We start from the raw sequence: 16625 nt of genomic DNA, 5'->3' as shown, positions 1-16625 counted from the left end.
GTCGACGCGAGGACGCGTCGGCAGTAGCCCCAAAATGAGGCAGGAAATTGTGCAACGCCTTCATCTTGCCCAATATTGTTAACGAAGCGTTGCTCAATTATGGCAAACCTGTGGATTCTGCAGGATTGCTCGCAGAATTGATAACAGTTTCATGAAGGAGTACAGCCCCCTCCCCCCGCTCTGCCGCTATATCCTGGGGATTGAAGATGCTGCAATGCGTCATCGACAGGCAACCGCAGCCGATACAGCCGTCCAGATCGTCCCGCAGTTTGGTCAGCATCGCGATTCGCCGATCAAGAGTTTCGGCCCAGCGCGCGCCGATCTGCCGCCAGTCTTCGCGGGTGGGAACATGTCCGTGCGGCAGATCCGCCAACAGCGCACCGACCTCCTTGAGGGGGATACCGAGCGCCAGCGCCGCGCGGATAATCGCTACCCGGCGCAACACGTCGCGGTCGTAGCGCCGCTGATTGCCGCCGGTGCGGTGAGACCGGATCAGACCCTTGCGTTCGTAGAAATGGAGCGCCGAGACAGCAATGCCGCTGCGACCGGCCAATTCGCCGACAGAAAGATCGCCCATCTTCGATTTTCCCTCTTTACCTCAACTTTGGTTGAGGTTGTAGCGTCCCCGCCATCGATTGACCAGCAGCAAAGCATGAGGACGAAAAAATGAGCGAAATTCAAAGCGTTGATCTGGACGTGCCCACAGATCCCGAACCCTCCGTAGCTTCGTCCGATGATGCCGGCTGGGGAGAGCTGCTGGCACCTGGCCTGCGCGCGCCGCTGGCGATGGTCAGCCTTGGCATCGGCTTGCATGCTTTCAATGCGTTTCTCGCTGCAACAGCACTGCCCTTTGCCGTCAGTGAACTTGGCGGCGCGCAATGGTTGCCATGGTCAAGCACGCTTTATCTTACCGGCTCAATCGTGGCCGGGGCGAGCACGGCGGGGTTCAAGGCGCGGTTCGGCATGCGCCTTGCTCTTGTTCTTGCAACACTCGTCTTTCTCCTGGGCAGCACGATGGCTGGTCTGGCCGGGACCATGGGCGGCGTCATCTTCGGCAGACTGCTGCAGGGGTTGAGCGAAGGTGCGGTGCTGGCGCTCTGCTATATGCTGATCTCGACGTTTTTCCCCCAGAGGTTGATGGCGCGGGTGTTTGGCATAGAGGCTGCCGTCTGGGCGGTTTCTGCCTTTGGAGGCCCGGTTCTTGCGGGTCTGGTGACTGAGGCAATTTCGTGGCGGGCGGCCTTCCTGATCAATATTCCAGCAGGTCTGGTCTTCCTGCTCCTGGCTGTTCTCACCCTCGGATCCGGGCAGGAAAATGGCGATCTCGGGGCAGGCGCAGGCAGCGTCCCAGCCGGGCGGCTAACGCTGCTGATCTTTGGTCTCGTCATGCTTTTGGCCACCAATCTGACGACACTCGACCTGGCGCGCCACACGATGATCGGCCTTGCGTTCGTCGCTTTCCTGCTGTTTGCCACAGTCGATCGGCAAAGCCTGCAGCCCATCCTGCCAAGCGGTGCCTTTTCTATCACAAGCCCCGTGGGGCTCGGCCTGTGGCTCGTCCTGCTGATGCCGCTCTGCCAGGCGGCCAGTGGCGTCTATCTCGTCTATGCGCTGAAACATGTCTGGAACATGGGGCCGCTCACCGCCAGCGCCATCGGCGCACTCACAGCCGTCAGTTGGAGCCTCGTGGCCGTCACCAGCGCCCATGTCTCGACGGCCAGCGCCCGCAAATGGCTGATCATGACGGGGGTGTTGATGGAGACCTGCGGGCTCGGCGGCATTGCCCTTGCCATATCCCATGGCTCGCTGCCAGGGCTGATGCTGGCGCTTGTGATGACTGGCGCCGCCTTCGGCCTTGCCTGGGCAGCGATAAACCAGATGGTGCTTGTGGCAAGCTCGGATGAGGATCGCGACAGAAGTTCGGCGCTGCTGCCGACGCTGCAGTCCTTCGGCTATGGCATGGGTGCGGCCTTGGCCGGGCTGGTCGCCAATCAGGCGGGATTTTCCAGCACGGCCTCGTCCGACGTGATCGGCAAGGCAGTCGCCTCAAGCTTTCTGTTCGGCTTTGCAGTCATGCTGGTGGCCGTCGTCATCGCTTTCGGCCTGATGAGACGCCTACGGGCGCTGCAATAATCCAGAAGCGCGCCCGCGTTGTCCACAGCCTGCTGTTCCAAATAGATACACTGGATAATTCGTTAAATCGGTGCGATTAAAATGGAACATGCCAGGCCGGTCTCCGGCTCTGGATGGATGGCGTGCGGCTTACCGGCCAGCTCCATCTAAAGTGTTACGGCGTCTGATGCGTGTTCTATAAGACGCGGGGCGCTGTATCCCCTCTGGATGTCGATGCGGGAACGCGGCGCATGAATGGCAAGAGTTTCAGGCATGGGCTGATTGCGGCCGGGCTAACCGCAGCCGAAGTATTGCGGCGGCTTGGCGTGATGCCCGACGCGCGCGGCCTCGGCGCGATTTTCACGCTGCACCAAGTCCGGCCCTATCGTCCATGCGCGCCTGATCCCAACCGTCATCTGGAGATCACGCCCAAATTTCTTGATACGGCGCTCAGGGCACTGTGGCGGGAAAACTACGAGTTCGTTCGACTGGAGGACGTGCCGGACCGGCTGATGAGACCCACGGGACGGCCCTTTGCTGCCTTTACCCTCGATGACGCCTATCGCAACAGCCGCGATTTTGCGCTGCCGGTGTTCGAGCGCTTCGAGGCGCCCTTCACCGTCTTCGTCTGCCAGGGCCTTAGCGAGCGCAGCCATGGCCTGTGGTGGGAGACGCTGGCCGCGCTGGTGCGAAAGGTCGACCGGCTGGAATTTGAAATCGACGGTCGCCAGCATGTTCTGCCGGCCGATACCGTTGCCCGCAAGGCGTCGATCTTTGCGCGGATCGCAAGCCGCATCGCCGCTGGCGACGAGACGGCGGCCATCGCCTGGCTGGACCGGGTGGCGCTTGGCGAAGGCATCGACAGCGCGCATCTGGTTGACGATGCAATTTTATCATCCAGCGAGCTTGCGGACTTTGCCGCCCATCCGCTGGTCAGCCTCGGAGCCCATACGATCAGCCATCGCGGGCTGGTGCGGCTCAGTCCTTTCACCGTGCGCCAGGAACTGGAGCAGCCGGCCGATTATCTGGAAAAACTGACCGGCCGACGCCCGGTGACTTTCGCCTATCCCTATGGCGATCATCGCAGCGTCGACGAACGGATCGTCGCGCAGGTGGGCGAAGCTGGCTTTCGCGTCGCTGTCACCACCCGGCCCTCGACACTCTTTCCCGGGCATGGCGGGGCGCTGCACGCCCTGCCGCGGATTTCTTTGAACGGTCACTTCCAGACGGCGACGGCGGTGCGCACGCTCGCATCCGGCATTCCCTTCCGGCTGTCTTCCCGGCATCCGGCCTGAACGACCGGACACCTGCTATACATCAGGGATACATGCGTACCTTGGACCAGGTTTCGCCGACCGCGCTCCTGCGGAACTCCATGCGGTCATGCAGGCGGAACTTGCCGTCCCGCCAGAATTCGATGGTCAGCGGCTTGATGCGGAAGCCGGACCAGTGGTCCGGGCGCGGAATGGTGCCGATCGCATAGCGCGCCGTATATTCCGCCACTGCTTTTTCAAGCGCAAACCGGCTTTCCAGCGGCCGCGACTGTTTCGAGGCCCAGGCGCCGATGCGGCTGCCGAGCGGCCGTGTCTGGTAATAGGCGTCGGCTTCGGCGTCGGATACCACCTCCACTTCACCGCGCAGCCTGACCTGCCGGCGCAAGGATTTCCAATGGAAGCACATGGCGGCTTTCTTTTGGGAGAGAATCTCCGTACCCTTCTGGCTCTCGAAGTTCGTATAGAAGACGAAGCCGTTTTGATCGAAATCCTTCAACAGCACCATACGCACGTTCGGCATGCCACTTTCGTCGACTGTCGCCAATGCGACAGCATTGGGATCGTTGATCTCGGACGCCTTTGCCTCGCTCAGCCACGTTTCGAACAAGCCAAAGGGTTCATGCTCTTCGGTAAAGTCACCGGTTGTTAACTCATTTTGCGACATATTATGTTAAATGCTCCGCATATTGGCGCGTCTCAACCGACGCCTGAAGGACAGGACAGGTCTTGACAGACATAGCAAAGCCGGATCGATGCAGAAAGGGACGCGGGCGCGCCAGCGGTCGTTTTGTCGCAATGGCGGCGCTTTGTCTCATGCCCGGCTTCATGCTCACCGGCTGCGTTGGTGGTGTCATGGACTTCAGCGGCCAGTCGCCGAAGGTGGATCGGTCGATTTCCACAGGTACCATTCAGACGGAGCCTGAAAAGCGCTCCGACCAGGATACGGTGCGCAATGCGGTATCCTCCGCCGATCTGCAGAAAGTCGGCCAAAGCCCCATTCCCTGGGCCAATACCTCCACCGGAAGCGCCGGCGTGATCAGCTCGATATCTGAAGACCGCAGCAACGGCACCGTCTGCCGCATCTTCACCACAAGCCGCCATGCCTATGACGGAGTGGCCAAGTTCTACGGCCGCACCTGCCTGGCCGGCGACGGCCAGTGGCAGCTGGTGAATTTCGACCAGCAGAGCTGACAATCCACCTCCGCATGTTGCTCAAGATAGAGCGCAACGGCACGGCTAGTGTCCTGGCGGCACAGCGCCTAACGGCGTAATTCCATAATCGACTGGAATTTCAGGGCTAAGCCGTAGGCGCAGGCTGTGTACTAAAATCGTACATTTCTTGAATTGCTTGTAAGGGGTAACCTCTGGTTAGCATCTCGTTCTTAATATAGCGATGTCCCACGGCAGTTTGGATAGCAACAATTCTTGCCGCTGATGTTTGTGAATGATTCACCTTTCTGCGGAGATTCTCAGGCAGCCCTCTTTTGCCTTGAATGATCTGCATCAGATTGGAAGTGTTACGGCAGTTCGCGAACCGTTTTGGCCGCATATCCGTTTCCCGGACAGATCTCTGTTGAACCGCTTTTGTATTTGGTTGGTGGTAAAATGCGTGATCCCTACTCCATTCTCGGCGTCCAGCGCGATGCCGGCGCCGAAGAAATCAAGGCAGCCTGGCGCGCCAAGGCGAAGTCCTCCCATCCCGACCAGAACCGGGAGGACCCGACCGCGACTCAGAGGTTTGCCGAGATCGGTCAGGCCTATGACCTGCTGAAGGATCCCAGCAAGCGCAGCCGCTATGACCAGCAACGCTCGAAAATGGACGCCATGAAACGCGAACAGACGATTATGCAGCAGCGCGAAGAAGCCCGTGCCGCCGCCGAACGCGCCCGCCAGGCCAAAGCGAATGCCGAGCGGGTCATGGCTGAACTAGCCCGGATCGAAGCGGAAAAGGCCAAGGCGGAAAAAGCTGCGGAAGTGCTGAACACCAAGGTGGAGGCGGCGCGCGCGCGGGCCAAATCGGCCGAAGCCCAGGCCGCTGACGCCTCTGCGGACGCAACCAAGGCGCAGGCGAGCACAAGGCCGGCTTCGGCTTCCACGTCTCCTTCCGCCAGACCGGATCAGACCAAGACTGCGCCCGAGAGCAGCGGTCAGGCCCAAAGCCAAGCTCAGACTCAAAACCAAAGTCAGCCGCAGAGCCAACCTCAAGCTCAGCCGGCTGGTCCTGACGCGGCCGAAGACGCGGCCGCCAAGATTTTTGCCGCCCAGGAGGCGCGGCGCGAGGAAGAGCATGCAGATGAAGGCAATCGCTCTCGGGGCTTTGCCATTCCGGTTCTCGGTCTGATCAGTTCGCTGGTGCGACGCATCCGCAAGCCGGCGCCTGTCCTGGAGAAGGCGCCCGACATCATGGTGGAAGCCACCATCGCCATCGATGACCTTTTGCAGCAAAATATCATTACGGTGCAGCTCAGCGACGGACGCGAAGTGCGCGTGTGGCTGGAACCGGGCCATACCGATGGCAGCATTGCCCGGCTATCCGGCAAGGGGCTGAAAGTGCCGAACATGCAGACCGGCGATGTGCTGGTAACGCTGCGCGTTTTGAAAAGCCCCACATTCAGCGTGGACGGCTACGACATTCATTGTGTGGCGCCGGTCAAGCTGGAAGATGCCGTGCTCGGCTGCGAAACCACGATCGAGGGGCCGCGCGGGCCGCTGACCTTCACGGTCCCAGCCTGGACCGGCTCGGACCAGAGCATCCGAATCGAGGGCGAAGGCCTGCCGAGCGGGCCAGACGAGTGCGGCGCGCTTGTGGTGGAAATTCGCGTCGTGCTCTGGGAAAAACCAGACGAAAAGGTCACCGATCTGATGAAAGTCATGAAGCACGGGCTTTTCCTGTAGCGCTTGAAGCACTGACAGAGGCAGGCTTGCCAGGACGCTGACATGCTGGCGCGACGCAGCAAGACCGGTCAATGTCGGAAGTGAACCGAAAGGCCTGAGGATTTCGCCCCCCGGAAAATTGACGGGGAAAGCCAATTTCTCCAGCAATCACACGGCGATAGCCACACCCTTTGTTACGGTTCCTAACAGTATTTGTTGCCCTGCACCCACCAAGACAGGTGGGGCACAGCTTGAACCGCGCATCGGCCTATGCGATAGGCAGGTTCAAGTTAAGTCTCAGGGAGCAAATAATGGCTCATATTTCGGGCCTCATGGCAGGCAAACGTGGCATCATCATGGGTGTTGCCAACAATCGTTCGATCGCATGGGGTATTGCGAAGGCCTGCCGGGATGCCGGGGCCGAAATCGCGCTGACATGGCAGGGTGACGCGTTGAAGAAGCGGGTCGAACCGCTGGTGCAGGAACTCGACGGCTTTTTGGCTGGCGATTGCGACGTCACCGATCTCGACAGCGTCGACGCCGTTTTCAAGAATGTCGAGGACAAGTGGGGCAAGATCGACTTCGTCGTGCATGCCATCGCCTTCTCGGACAAGGATGAGCTGACCGGCCGCTATCTCGACACCACCCGCGAAAATTTCGCCCGGACCATGGATATCTCGGTCTACTCGTTCACTGCGATCGCCAAGCGCGCGGAAGCCATCCTGAACGACGGCGGATCGCTGCTGACCCTGACCTATTACGGCGCTGAAAAGGTCATGCCGAATTACAACGTCATGGGCGTGGCCAAGGCAGCGCTCGAAGCGAGCGTTCGTTACCTCGCCGTCGACATGGGCAAGCGCGGCATCCGCGTCAATGCCATCTCGGCCGGTCCGGTCAAGACGCTGGCCGCCTCCGGCATCGGCGATTTCCGCTATATCCTGAAGTGGAACGAGTATAACTCGCCGCTGAAGCGCAACGTATCGATCGGTGAAGTCGGCACATCCGGCCTCTATCTGCTGTCGGACCTGTCCAGCGGCGTCACCGGCGAAGTTCATCATGTCGATTGCGGTTATCACACCGTCGGCATGAAGTCCGTCGACGCCCCCGATATTTCGGTGGTCAAGGACTAAATCGCATTCAGGAGGGTTCGTCTGCCGTGGTGTTATACGTCATTCGTCACGGGCAGACGGACTGGAATGCCGAAGGCCGCTTCCAGGGCCAGACTGACATTCCCCTGAACGCAACTGGCCGTGGCCAGGCGATGCGCAATGGCGAAACGCTTGCCCATGTGCTCGGGGATACCGTTTCCAGCTTCGACTTTGTCGCCTCCCCGCTTGGGCGGACCCGCGAAACCATGCAGCGGGTGCGCACAGAAATGGGTCTCGATCCCGAGGCTTACCGGACCGACGATCGGCTGAAGGAAATCTGTTTCGGCGACTGGGAAGGTCATACCACCGCGGAGTTGAAACAACTGTTTCCCGACCGGGTCAAGCAACGCTCCAGGGGCAAGTGGGATTTCATCGCTCCCGGGCAAAATGCAGAAAGCTACGAGATTTTGTCCTGGCGCACTGGCGCCTGGCTTGCTTCGGTCAATCGGCCGACCGTTGCCGTCACCCATGGCGGCATCATTCGCAGCCTGTTTCGTCTGGTCGGCAATGTCGACGTAGAGGAGGCTGCAACCATGGGCGTTCCGCAAGACCGCATTCTGCTCGTCGATGTCGAGAACAATCAACTGACGTGGCTGTAAGCCTTTCCCATCATGATATGAAACACAGATCCGCGCGTTTTTGCTGTGGCGAAGCGTTCAGGCAGCACAGCCGCGAAGCAATCTTGCCAGAACCGTCTAGTTGACGACCTGTAGATCGTCCACCACCCGCTTGCCATCGACAACCGTGTAATAAACGACGACCTTTACGCCCGGGGTCAAACCATCGAAGTTGAACTCGGCGGGAACCGAGTAGGTTTTACCATCGTCAAGCGTCACGGTCAGCTTTTCCGTGCTGACGGCCTTGATGGTCGACTCGACGTCGTCGCTCTGGGCAAAGGCATTGATCGGCGCAAACAGGCTGATTGCCGTCATCAGCATTGCGATCAGGAAACCCATGATTCCTACCCTCATTCTCGTTCCAGAATCGACACCTGTCTGCAAGTAAGCCTCCGAATGTGGCGGAATTTTCCCCGCACACCTCATTTCCATCGATAACGTCGATGTTGGCCGGTTTCCCCCCGCCGATCAAGACGCACCGAGGCAGAATCGGCCCTCTCTTCCCAGCCTTAAGTGGGTCATCCCCGTTAAACGGCAGGTTAGATCCCTTCGTCATCCTTTGTTGACGATATCGACCGAAAACGGGACCGCCACGAAGTGCATAAATGCTAAATTAATATGCACAAGAATAACTTGGGCTCGGGGTATTGCATCCGGCTCCGGCAAAAAGACGCCGGATTGGGCGGTTGTCGGAGCACGTGGCCCCATTATCGCGTTCGTCCGGCAACCTCGCTCCATCATTGGGGCGACTGGCGGCTGATGATCGCGATGGGGATTTTGGCGGGGACGGGTAAACGTGCTGAAACAGATGACATTGGACGTGATGGGACACGCAACCGGCCAAGCGGGCCGACCGCATCGATGGCTTGTCACTCTTTTGAGCCTGGCCTTCGTGTTTTTGACCTGCCTGTTTGCCTATATCGGCTATCTCAATTTCGCCAACCACCGCGTTGCGCTGCGCCAGGAGGTGCGGGCGGATCTGCAGGAACTGCGGGTGTTGATGGCCCACAGAACCCAGGAGGATTTCCAGACATTGCGCCATCTGGCCGATGCACTGAGGCCAATGCCCAACGCGCTTGCCTCGGCCCAGACGGAAGGGCTGATCCGCGGCATTCTGCAGGAAAAGCCGGAATTCAAATCCATTGCCTTGGCGCGCGGTGCTGCCGTCGAACAGGTCTGGACGCCGCAGGGACTTTCAGCCTCAAGCGGCATGTCCATCGATCTCGATGGCGAAACCCAGGTAAAATTGCTCGATAACGGCCATTTACAGCTGGACCTGGAAGTTCATGATGCGGCCGGACCGGAGCCGATCCAGGTTCATGCCGTGCTCGACACCGGCAAATTCATCGAGTCGGCCCTCTCCGACAGTCTGAACCTTCCGAAGGCGGCGGGTTCTACCACCGATTTCTTCGTCACCGCCAAGACCGCAACCGGCAGCTATCCGATCTTCGGCAATCCCGGCGTCATCCGTTACGGGCCGGAAATATCGACGCTTGCATTCGATTCCGGCTCGCTGCAAATTTTCGGCCATCCGAAGGCGGGTTGGCGGCAATTGCCGCCGGATTTCGGCAGTTTCGTCCTGGCTCTCGTGGCTGCCGATCTGGCTTTTGCGGCGCCGCTTGCCGGCATGGCAGTGCTGGTCCTGTCACGGGCACGGCGGCTGCGGCAATTGCGGGCGAGCGAGGACAAATATCAGGCGCTGACGCGGCGTTTCCAACTGGCAATGGACAATTCCAAGATCGGCATGTGGGAGCTGGAAGACAGCGACGACAGGATCAAGCTGGACGGACGCGCAGCACGGTTGCACGGATCATACCAGCGAGACACCCTTGACCAGTCCGTCGAGGATTGGCTGGCGTCTATCCATCCTGATGACCGAGCCAGTGTTGTCGCACATATCGACGCATGCCGGCAGGGCGAGCACAGCCATGATTATCGGGTGATGATCGAAGGCGGCGCGGTACGTCACGTACGCTCGGTCGGCAGCAGGCTGGATGGAGCGGCAAACGAAGGCGACGAGGCCCAGCCATTGCCGGGAAGCCCCGTGATCGGCCTGGTCTGGAACATCACCGCTGACATCGCCATGCGGGACGATCTGCGTGCCGCCAAGGAAAGTTCCGACATCAAGAATGCCGAACTGGAACTGGCGCTGGACGAACTTTCGACCCGCGAACAGCAGCTGGAAAGCCTGTCCTACCGGTTTGAACTGGCACTCGATTCCTATGGATGCGGCATTTGGGAGCATGATTTCGTCACTGGCAGGACGATTTGGGATGAGCGCATGCGCCAGCTCTACAACGTGCATGATCTAAGCGAAGGCGAAGCTGGCTTGAAGTTGATGAGCCACGTTCACGACGACGATCGCGCTCTTGTCATCGCCGCATCCCGGGAGGCAATCGAGCAGCAAACCCGGCTGAACGTCACCGTCAGGGTTCTGCTGGAAAATGGCACCTTCCGCTGGGTGCGCTCTGTCGGCCAGGTTCATAGCGACCGGTCCGGGCAGAAGAAACTGGTCGGTGTCAGCTTCGACGTAACGGCCGATGTGTTGATGACCGAGGAATTGCGCAAGGCGAAAGCCGAGGCCGAAGCACGCAATATCGAGTTGGAATTGACCAAGAACCGCGTCGAGTTCAACGCCCTGCACGACCCGTTGACCGGCCTTGCCAACCGGCGCCAGCTGGATGTGGCGCTGGATGGATTGACCGTACTGGCGCAAACCAGCCGGCCGCTTTTCACCATACTGCATCTCGACCTCGACCGTTTCAAGGAGATCAACGATACGCTCGGCCACGCGGCAGGCGATGCCATGCTGGAGCATGTCGCGCGGGTGCTGAAACGCCGTGTCGGGATCGACGATCTCGTGGCGCGGATCGGTGGAGACGAGTTCGTCGTGCTGCTGCGCGATTACGCCGACACGGGTACGATCGCCGCGCTGGCCGATGCGATCATCCGCGATGTCAATGTTCCCGTCGCGTTCGAGGGCACGGTCTGCCGCTGTGGCGTTTCGATCGGCATTGCCAAAGCGCGCGAAACCGGCACCGATGCGCGCAAGCTGCTGATCAATGCCGACCTGGCGCTCTACGAGGCAAAGCGCCAGGGCCGCAACTGTTTCGAATTCTTTACCGACAAACTGCAGGCCAATATCCTCAGATCCAAACGCACCGCCGACGAATTGCTCAACGCACTCGACAACGACGAGATCACCGCCTGGTATCAGCCGCAGTTCTGTGCCAATAGCATGGAGCTTGTTGGCGCAGAGGCGCTGGTGCGCTGGCAGCATCCGGTTCACGGCGTCTTGCCCTCCAACAGCTTCCTGAAAGTGGCCGAAGATCTCAACGTCATGGCGCGGATCGACCAGATCGTCCTGGAACAGGCGCTGAAGGACAAGATGCGCTGGGCGGCGATCGGCCTCAAGATCCCGAAGATCTCGGTCAATGTATCCTCGCGCCGGCTGCATGATACGGGTTTGATCAACACGCTGGAAAGCCTCAGTATTTCGCCCGGCGAAATCTCGTTCGAGCTGGTCGAATCGATCTTCCTCGACGAAAGCGAGGAAATTGCCACCAGCAATATCGAACGTATCAAGGCGCTCGGCATCGAGATCGAAATCGACGATTTCGGCACCGGTCATACGTCGATCATAAGCCTCTTGAAATTGCAGCCCAAGCGACTGAAGATCGACCGGCAGCTGGTCATGCCCATTCTCGAATCCAATCGGGAACGGGCCATGGTGCGCTCGATCATCGACATCGCCCGCTCGCTTGGTGTCGCCACCGTCGCCGAAGGTGTGGAAAGTGCCGCCCATGCCCAAATCCTGCGCGATCTCGGCTGTGACCTGCTGCAGGGCTATGCCTTCGCCAAGCCCCTGCCCTTCGACGAATTCAGCCGCTTCGCCCTCGATCGCCGGCAGCAGATGGCGGGGTAACGCCACAGCGCGCACGTCTTAAAAACCGCGCAACACACACGGTAACAACTCAATCCGAGGTATAATCCTATCTGGCTTTCAGGATGATCCCTTGTAGAGGCTCATCGAAAAAAGTGATGCCGGTTCCATTGAGCGGTGAGACATTATAGGCTTATGTCTGCGGTCACGGCGGCACGGCTGTAAGGGGTCGCGCATGTCGCGACGCAAGGTCGCTGCTGTATCCGAGCTTTTGAAGAGCCAGGCAATCGGACTTTGCCGCACGCCAACCTGCATGGACGTTCACCTGGATCAGGTAGAGAACAATGTATGTGAACAGCAATGCCCTTGCCCAGGTACTTCTGGTGCTGATGATCCTGCTGACGGTCGGCGTCATCGGCCTGATCTCTCATGCCGTCTGGATCGCCCGGCTGTCACTATCGCTCGAACTTGAAGCCCTCCCTCCATTGAAACGGACTCTGCTGGTGCTTGCTGCACTGCTCACGCCCTTCGTGAGCTTCTATGCCGTGCAGATATACCTTTTGGTCAAGCAACCGCAAACGGGCAGTCGTCCCGCCATCAAAGGACCTATCATTGCGCTTGTGACCGGAGTGCTCTGCCTATGTCTCTCCAGTGCCCTTCGGGTTGAAATGAGCAGTGAACAAGGGGCGTTTCACTGGTCACATTTCCTCGAGCTTTTTAAGGGTCAGTTGATGATTTTAACGATCGGTTTCGCTCTGATCATCATGACCGTACACGTCTTCGGCGGCCGTCATCTCTGGCTCTATGGCGTCGCCATTCTCGCTTTTATCCTCGCTATCGTCTGTCTGACCTTATAACGGCGGCGACATCAACTTTGCCGCCGGGGACTTCTCCCGCCTCAGCAGTGCAAAACAACGAAACATGCGCCGGCCGCCTCTCAGCAAAGCTTTTCCCGATTTCGCCGCCTTGCCGCAAAGAAAGGCTTTTCAGCTCCAAGGCTTTTCCACTAAGAGTGGGCCTGAAAGGCGGGGTTGCCCCGCGCGCAAGCAAACCGGTTTCAGCCTATGTCGCATAACAGTTTCGGTCACCTTTTCCGCGTCACCACCTGGGGCGAAAGCCATGGGCCGGCGCTTGGCGCTGTGGTGGATGGCTGCCCGCCCGGGCTGCGCTTTACCCTCGAGGACATCCAGGTGTGGCTCGACAAGCGCAAGCCGGGCCAGTCCCGCTTCGTCACCCAGCGCCGCGAGGACGATCTGGTCAAGGTTCTCTCCGGCGTCATGCCGCAGGAGGACGGGTCGATGATCACCACAGGCACGCCGATTTCGCTGATGATCGAAAACACCGACCAGCGCTCGAAGGATTACGGCGAAATCGCCCATCAATACCGGCCCGGTCATGCCGATTATACCTATGACGTCAAATACGGCATTCGCGACTATCGCGGCGGCGGGCGCTCCTCGGCACGCGAGACGGCGGCCCGGGTTGCGGCCGGCGGCATTGCCCGGCTCGTCATGCCCGGCGTGACCATTCGTGGCGCGCTGGTGCAGATCGGCACCCACAAGATCGACCGCAACAATTGGGACTGGGCCGAGGTCGGCAACAATCCGTTCTTTGCGCCCGACCCGAAGATCGTGCCTGTCTGGGAAGAGTATCTCGACGGCATCCGCAAGGCCGGTTCATCGGTCGGCGCCGTGGTGGAAGTGGTCGCCGAAGGCGTGCCTGCCGGGCTCGGCGCTCCCATCTATGCCAAGCTCGACCAGGACATCGCCTCGCTGCTGATGTCGATCAATGCCGTCAAGGGCGTGGAAATCGGCAATGGTTTCGGCGCTGCCGAAATCACCGGCGAGGAAAATGCCGACCAGATGCGGATGGGCAATGACGGCAAGCCGCTGTTTCTCTCCAACCATGCCGGCGGCATTCTCGGTGGCATTTCCACTGGCGAGCCGATCGTGGCGCGCTTTGCCATCAAGCCGACATCGTCGATCCTGACCGAGCGTCAGTCAATCGACGCCGAAGGCCGCAATGTCGATATCCGCACCAAGGGCCGTCACGACCCCTGCGTCGGCATTCGCGCCGTGCCTGTTGGCGAAGCCATGCTGGCCTGCGCGCTGGCCGATCACTATCTGCGCGACCGGGGCCAGACCGGACGCCAGAGGGAACGTTGAAGTAAGGGATTTTATCATGACCTATGACCAGAGCCGCGTCGTTGACGCCATCAGGGCTTTCGAGGCCGGCGAAATCGTCATCGTCACCGATGACGACGACCGCGAGAACGAAGGCGACCTGATCGTTGCCGCCGTGCACTGCACGCCGGAAAAGATGGCCTTCATCATCCGCCACACCTCGGGCATCGTCTGCGCGCCCATGCCGAAGGAAGAGGCCAAGCGCCTCAATCTCTCGGCCATGGTTGCCGAAAACGACAGCGCTCATACGACGGCCTTCACCGTCAGCGTCGATTTCAAGCATGGCACCACGACCGGCATTTCGTCCGACGACCGCAATCTGACAGTGCGCAATCTCGCCAACCCAAATGTCGGCGCTGCCGATTTCGTCCGTCCCGGCCACATCTTCCCGCTGGTCGCGCGCGAAGGCGGTGTCCTGATGCGCTCGGGCCATACGGAAGCCGCGGTCGATCTCTGCCGCCTGGCCAATCTACCGCCCATTGGCGTGATCTCAGAAATGGTCAATGACGACGGCACCGTCATGCGCGGCCCGCAGGTCGCGACCTTTGCGCAGCAGCACAATCTCAAGCAGATTTCGGTAGCCGACCTGATCGCTTACCGCCAGCGCAAGGAAACGCTGATCCAGTCGATGTCGACTTTCGACATTCAGACCCCCTACGGCCCGGCCAAGGCGCATGCCTATTCCCTGCCCTGGGACCCGATGCAGCATCTCGCCGTGGTCTTCGGCGATATCCGCGACGGCGTCGATATCCCGGTGCGCCTGCATCTGGAAAATGTCGGATCTGACGTCTTCGGCGGCGCGCGCCACATCGACACGCTGATGAAGCGGATCTCCGAAAAGGGCCGCGGCGTGATCGTCTATCTGCGCGAGGGATCTGTTGGGGTCGGAGCCTCCACCACGGCACGCGCCGGCAAACAAGACCGCGAAGCCCATCAGGAAGCACAGGCCCGCGACAGCGAATGGCTGGAAATCGGCCTGGGTGCCCAGATCCTGAAGGACCTCGGCGTCACCTCGATCCGCCTGCTGGCCTCGCGCGAGCGCCACTATGTCGGGCTCGAAGGTTTTGGGATCAAGATTTCGCAGACAGAGATCGTTTAGAGCATTTTCACGAAAAGTGGGAAACGGTTTTGCCTCGGGGAATGCGTAGAAACAAAGAACTGAGGCTTCTAAGCGCTCAATCCTTTGGATAGACGCAGAAACCGGCTACCGTTTCACACCATTTTGGTGACAGGTAAGAGTTAGGGCCGTTGGTATAAAGCCTGCGGCCCTTTTTCTTGCCCGGAGCCCATCATGCCGCTGAAACTCTATCTTGCCGGTCCCGAAGTGTTTCTGCCCGACGCCCGCGAGGTGCTGGACACCAAGGCCGAGATGACCCGTGCCTATGGGTTCGAGCCGATCTGCCCGGGTGACATCTCCATCGAGCCGGCCCCGACCCTGCATGAATTCGGGCTGAAAATCAGCGGCGTCGACGAGGACATGATGAACCGGGCGGATGGCGTGATTGCCAATCTCACCCCATTTCGCGGCATTGCCGCCGATCCCGGCACCGCCTTCGAGCTTGGCTATATGTGCGCCCAGGGCAAGCTGGTCGCCGCCTATACCAATATCGTCGACAATCACTTCGCCCGCACATCCGACTTCTATCAGGGCCAGGTGACGGAAGGCGAGGACGGGCGCAAGCGCGGACCGGATGGATTGTCGCTCGAGGACTTCGACATGATCGAGAACCTGATGCTGCATGGCGGCGTCGAACGGCGCGGCGGGCCGATTTTTGCCCATAGGGCACCAGCAGACCGGCTTTATTCCGATCTCACCGCCTTCGAACAGTGCCTGAAGGCTTTGGCCAGCAAAGCTTGATACGACGATCATTTAAAAAAGAGGCGAGTCCTGGTGCCGGCTGAGCTGTCAACCAAGGTCTGCCTTCTCACGGGCCATGGATTTTCTTTGTTTAGACGTCCAGTAACCTTTGTGCTTTGTCATTTTGCACCGCAAACTACTGACCCTCCCGAAAAATTCACTTATTCTTCAGTAGAAATAATTGATAAAACTACATCTAGAGATTTCGGCCACCCACCCCACTATTGCTCGCCAGACCTTAAAAACACGCAAGCCTCGCGCAAGCTTCAATGGTTAAAAATACCTTAACGAAGCGAACAGAAAGGGCCTGCGATGAGGATCGACAGCAGCCTTGGCAATTCACAGTATCAGAACCGGTATGTCTACGGCACCTCAAGTGTCGAGGACGTTGCCGTAGAGCCTGCGACCACGCCCCGTTCGCGCTCTGCCGGAGGAAATTCTACCAGCACGCTATTGTCCGCCTCCCTGGCCAATGCGCTCTGGAGCCTGGATTCCACCAAAAAGACCGCGGCCCTGAAGACTAGCCCCTCCTCCACATCAGTGGACGAGGCCCAGGCAGCATCTCCGACCCAGCAGGTCGAGGCACGCTACATGGAATATATGGATACGGACGAGGAGTAGCCACAGCCAGCCTGTGACTACGCGAAAGAGGGGCGTGTGGCGGCACGCCCCTTTT

15 protein-coding genes are annotated in these 16625 nt (G+C 59.6%); 12 read left to right on the top strand and 3 right to left on the bottom strand.

Annotation, left to right across the window (positions count from 1 at the left end; genetic code table 11):
• Positions 1 to 97 precede the first annotated feature (97 nt).
• The gene (soxR, locus tag BJF91_RS02910; protein ID WP_075612979.1) at positions 98 to 577 is read right to left on the bottom strand and encodes a redox-sensitive transcriptional activator SoxR; all 480 of its coding nucleotides are present in this window, start codon (positions 575 to 577) and stop codon (positions 98 to 100) included.
• A gap of 89 nt (positions 578 to 666) precedes the next feature.
• On the opposite strand from soxR, the gene BJF91_RS02905 reads away from it, so the two are divergent.
• Positions 667 to 2133 (top strand): MFS transporter, encoded by a 1467-nt coding sequence (locus tag BJF91_RS02905; protein WP_083943071.1) that lies wholly within the window; start codon positions 667 to 669, stop codon positions 2131 to 2133.
• Positions 2134 to 2363: 230 nt separating this feature from the next.
• Positions 2364 to 3407, top strand: coding sequence for a polysaccharide deacetylase family protein (locus tag BJF91_RS02900; RefSeq protein ID WP_075612978.1), 1044 nt, complete (start codon positions 2364 to 2366; stop codon positions 3405 to 3407).
• Between the two features lie 22 nt (positions 3408 to 3429).
• Here the strand turns inward: BJF91_RS02900 and pdxH are convergent, their stop codons facing one another.
• Positions 3430 to 4050, bottom strand: a complete 621-nt coding sequence (gene pdxH, locus BJF91_RS02895) for a pyridoxamine 5'-phosphate oxidase (protein WP_075612977.1) — start codon at positions 4048 to 4050, stop codon at positions 3430 to 3432.
• Between the two features lie 62 nt (positions 4051 to 4112).
• Between pdxH and BJF91_RS02890 the strand changes: the two genes are divergently transcribed.
• The 4 genes from BJF91_RS02890 to BJF91_RS02875 all read left to right on the top strand — a co-directional run bounded on the left by BJF91_RS02890 (position 4113) and on the right by BJF91_RS02875 (position 8007).
• On the top strand, positions 4113 to 4577 hold the full coding sequence (locus BJF91_RS02890) for an RT0821/Lpp0805 family surface protein (protein ID WP_267890134.1): 465 nt from the start codon (positions 4113 to 4115) through the stop codon (positions 4575 to 4577).
• A 414-nt stretch (positions 4578 to 4991) separates the two neighbouring features.
• The gene (locus tag BJF91_RS02885; protein WP_075612976.1) at positions 4992 to 6281 is read left to right on the top strand and encodes a DnaJ C-terminal domain-containing protein; all 1290 of its coding nucleotides are present in this window, start codon (positions 4992 to 4994) and stop codon (positions 6279 to 6281) included.
• Positions 6282 to 6571: 290 nt separating this feature from the next.
• A complete protein-coding gene (gene fabI, locus BJF91_RS02880) occupies positions 6572 to 7390 on the top strand; it encodes an enoyl-ACP reductase FabI (RefSeq protein WP_075612975.1) in 819 nt (272 codons plus the stop codon).
• Between the two features lie 26 nt (positions 7391 to 7416).
• Positions 7417 to 8007: a histidine phosphatase family protein gene (locus tag BJF91_RS02875; RefSeq protein ID WP_075612974.1), complete on the top strand. Its 591-nt coding sequence runs from the start codon at positions 7417 to 7419 to the stop codon at positions 8005 to 8007.
• A 96-nt stretch (positions 8008 to 8103) separates the two neighbouring features.
• On the opposite strand, the gene BJF91_RS02870 is transcribed toward BJF91_RS02875, so the two are convergent.
• Positions 8104 to 8364 (bottom strand): DUF1344 domain-containing protein, encoded by a 261-nt coding sequence (locus BJF91_RS02870; RefSeq protein WP_075612973.1) that lies wholly within the window; start codon positions 8362 to 8364, stop codon positions 8104 to 8106.
• A gap of 484 nt (positions 8365 to 8848) precedes the next feature.
• On the opposite strand from BJF91_RS02870, the gene BJF91_RS02865 reads away from it, so the two are divergent.
• The 6 genes from BJF91_RS02865 (at position 8849) to BJF91_RS02840 (ending at position 16570) form a co-directional block, all read left to right on the top strand.
• Positions 8849 to 11950 (top strand): putative bifunctional diguanylate cyclase/phosphodiesterase, encoded by a 3102-nt coding sequence (locus BJF91_RS02865; RefSeq protein WP_075612972.1) that lies wholly within the window; start codon positions 8849 to 8851, stop codon positions 11948 to 11950.
• A gap of 302 nt (positions 11951 to 12252) precedes the next feature.
• Complete coding sequence (locus BJF91_RS02860; RefSeq protein WP_075612971.1) at positions 12253 to 12765, top strand: hypothetical protein; 513 nt, start codon at positions 12253 to 12255, stop codon at positions 12763 to 12765.
• 207 nt (positions 12766 to 12972) lie between these two features.
• Complete coding sequence (gene aroC, locus BJF91_RS02855) at positions 12973 to 14073, top strand: chorismate synthase (RefSeq protein ID WP_075612970.1); 1101 nt, start codon at positions 12973 to 12975, stop codon at positions 14071 to 14073.
• A gap of 16 nt (positions 14074 to 14089) precedes the next feature.
• Positions 14090 to 15190, top strand: a complete 1101-nt coding sequence (gene ribB / locus BJF91_RS02850; RefSeq protein ID WP_075612969.1) for a 3,4-dihydroxy-2-butanone-4-phosphate synthase — start codon at positions 14090 to 14092, stop codon at positions 15188 to 15190.
• Positions 15191 to 15382: 192 nt separating this feature from the next.
• Positions 15383 to 15949: a nucleoside 2-deoxyribosyltransferase gene (locus tag BJF91_RS02845; RefSeq protein ID WP_075612968.1), complete on the top strand. Its 567-nt coding sequence runs from the start codon at positions 15383 to 15385 to the stop codon at positions 15947 to 15949.
• Positions 15950 to 16261: 312 nt separating this feature from the next.
• On the top strand, positions 16262 to 16570 hold the full coding sequence (locus BJF91_RS02840) for a hypothetical protein (RefSeq protein WP_075612967.1): 309 nt from the start codon (positions 16262 to 16264) through the stop codon (positions 16568 to 16570).
• Positions 16571 to 16625: the final 55 nt, after the last annotated feature.

This window comes from Gillisella taibaishanensis (assembly GCF_001938985.1).
Taxonomy (GTDB): domain Bacteria; phylum Pseudomonadota; class Alphaproteobacteria; order Rhizobiales; family Rhizobiaceae; genus Allorhizobium; species Allorhizobium taibaishanense.
Note: the sequence above shows the minus strand (reverse complement) of the source record. Positions and strands in the feature narration are given on the sequence as shown.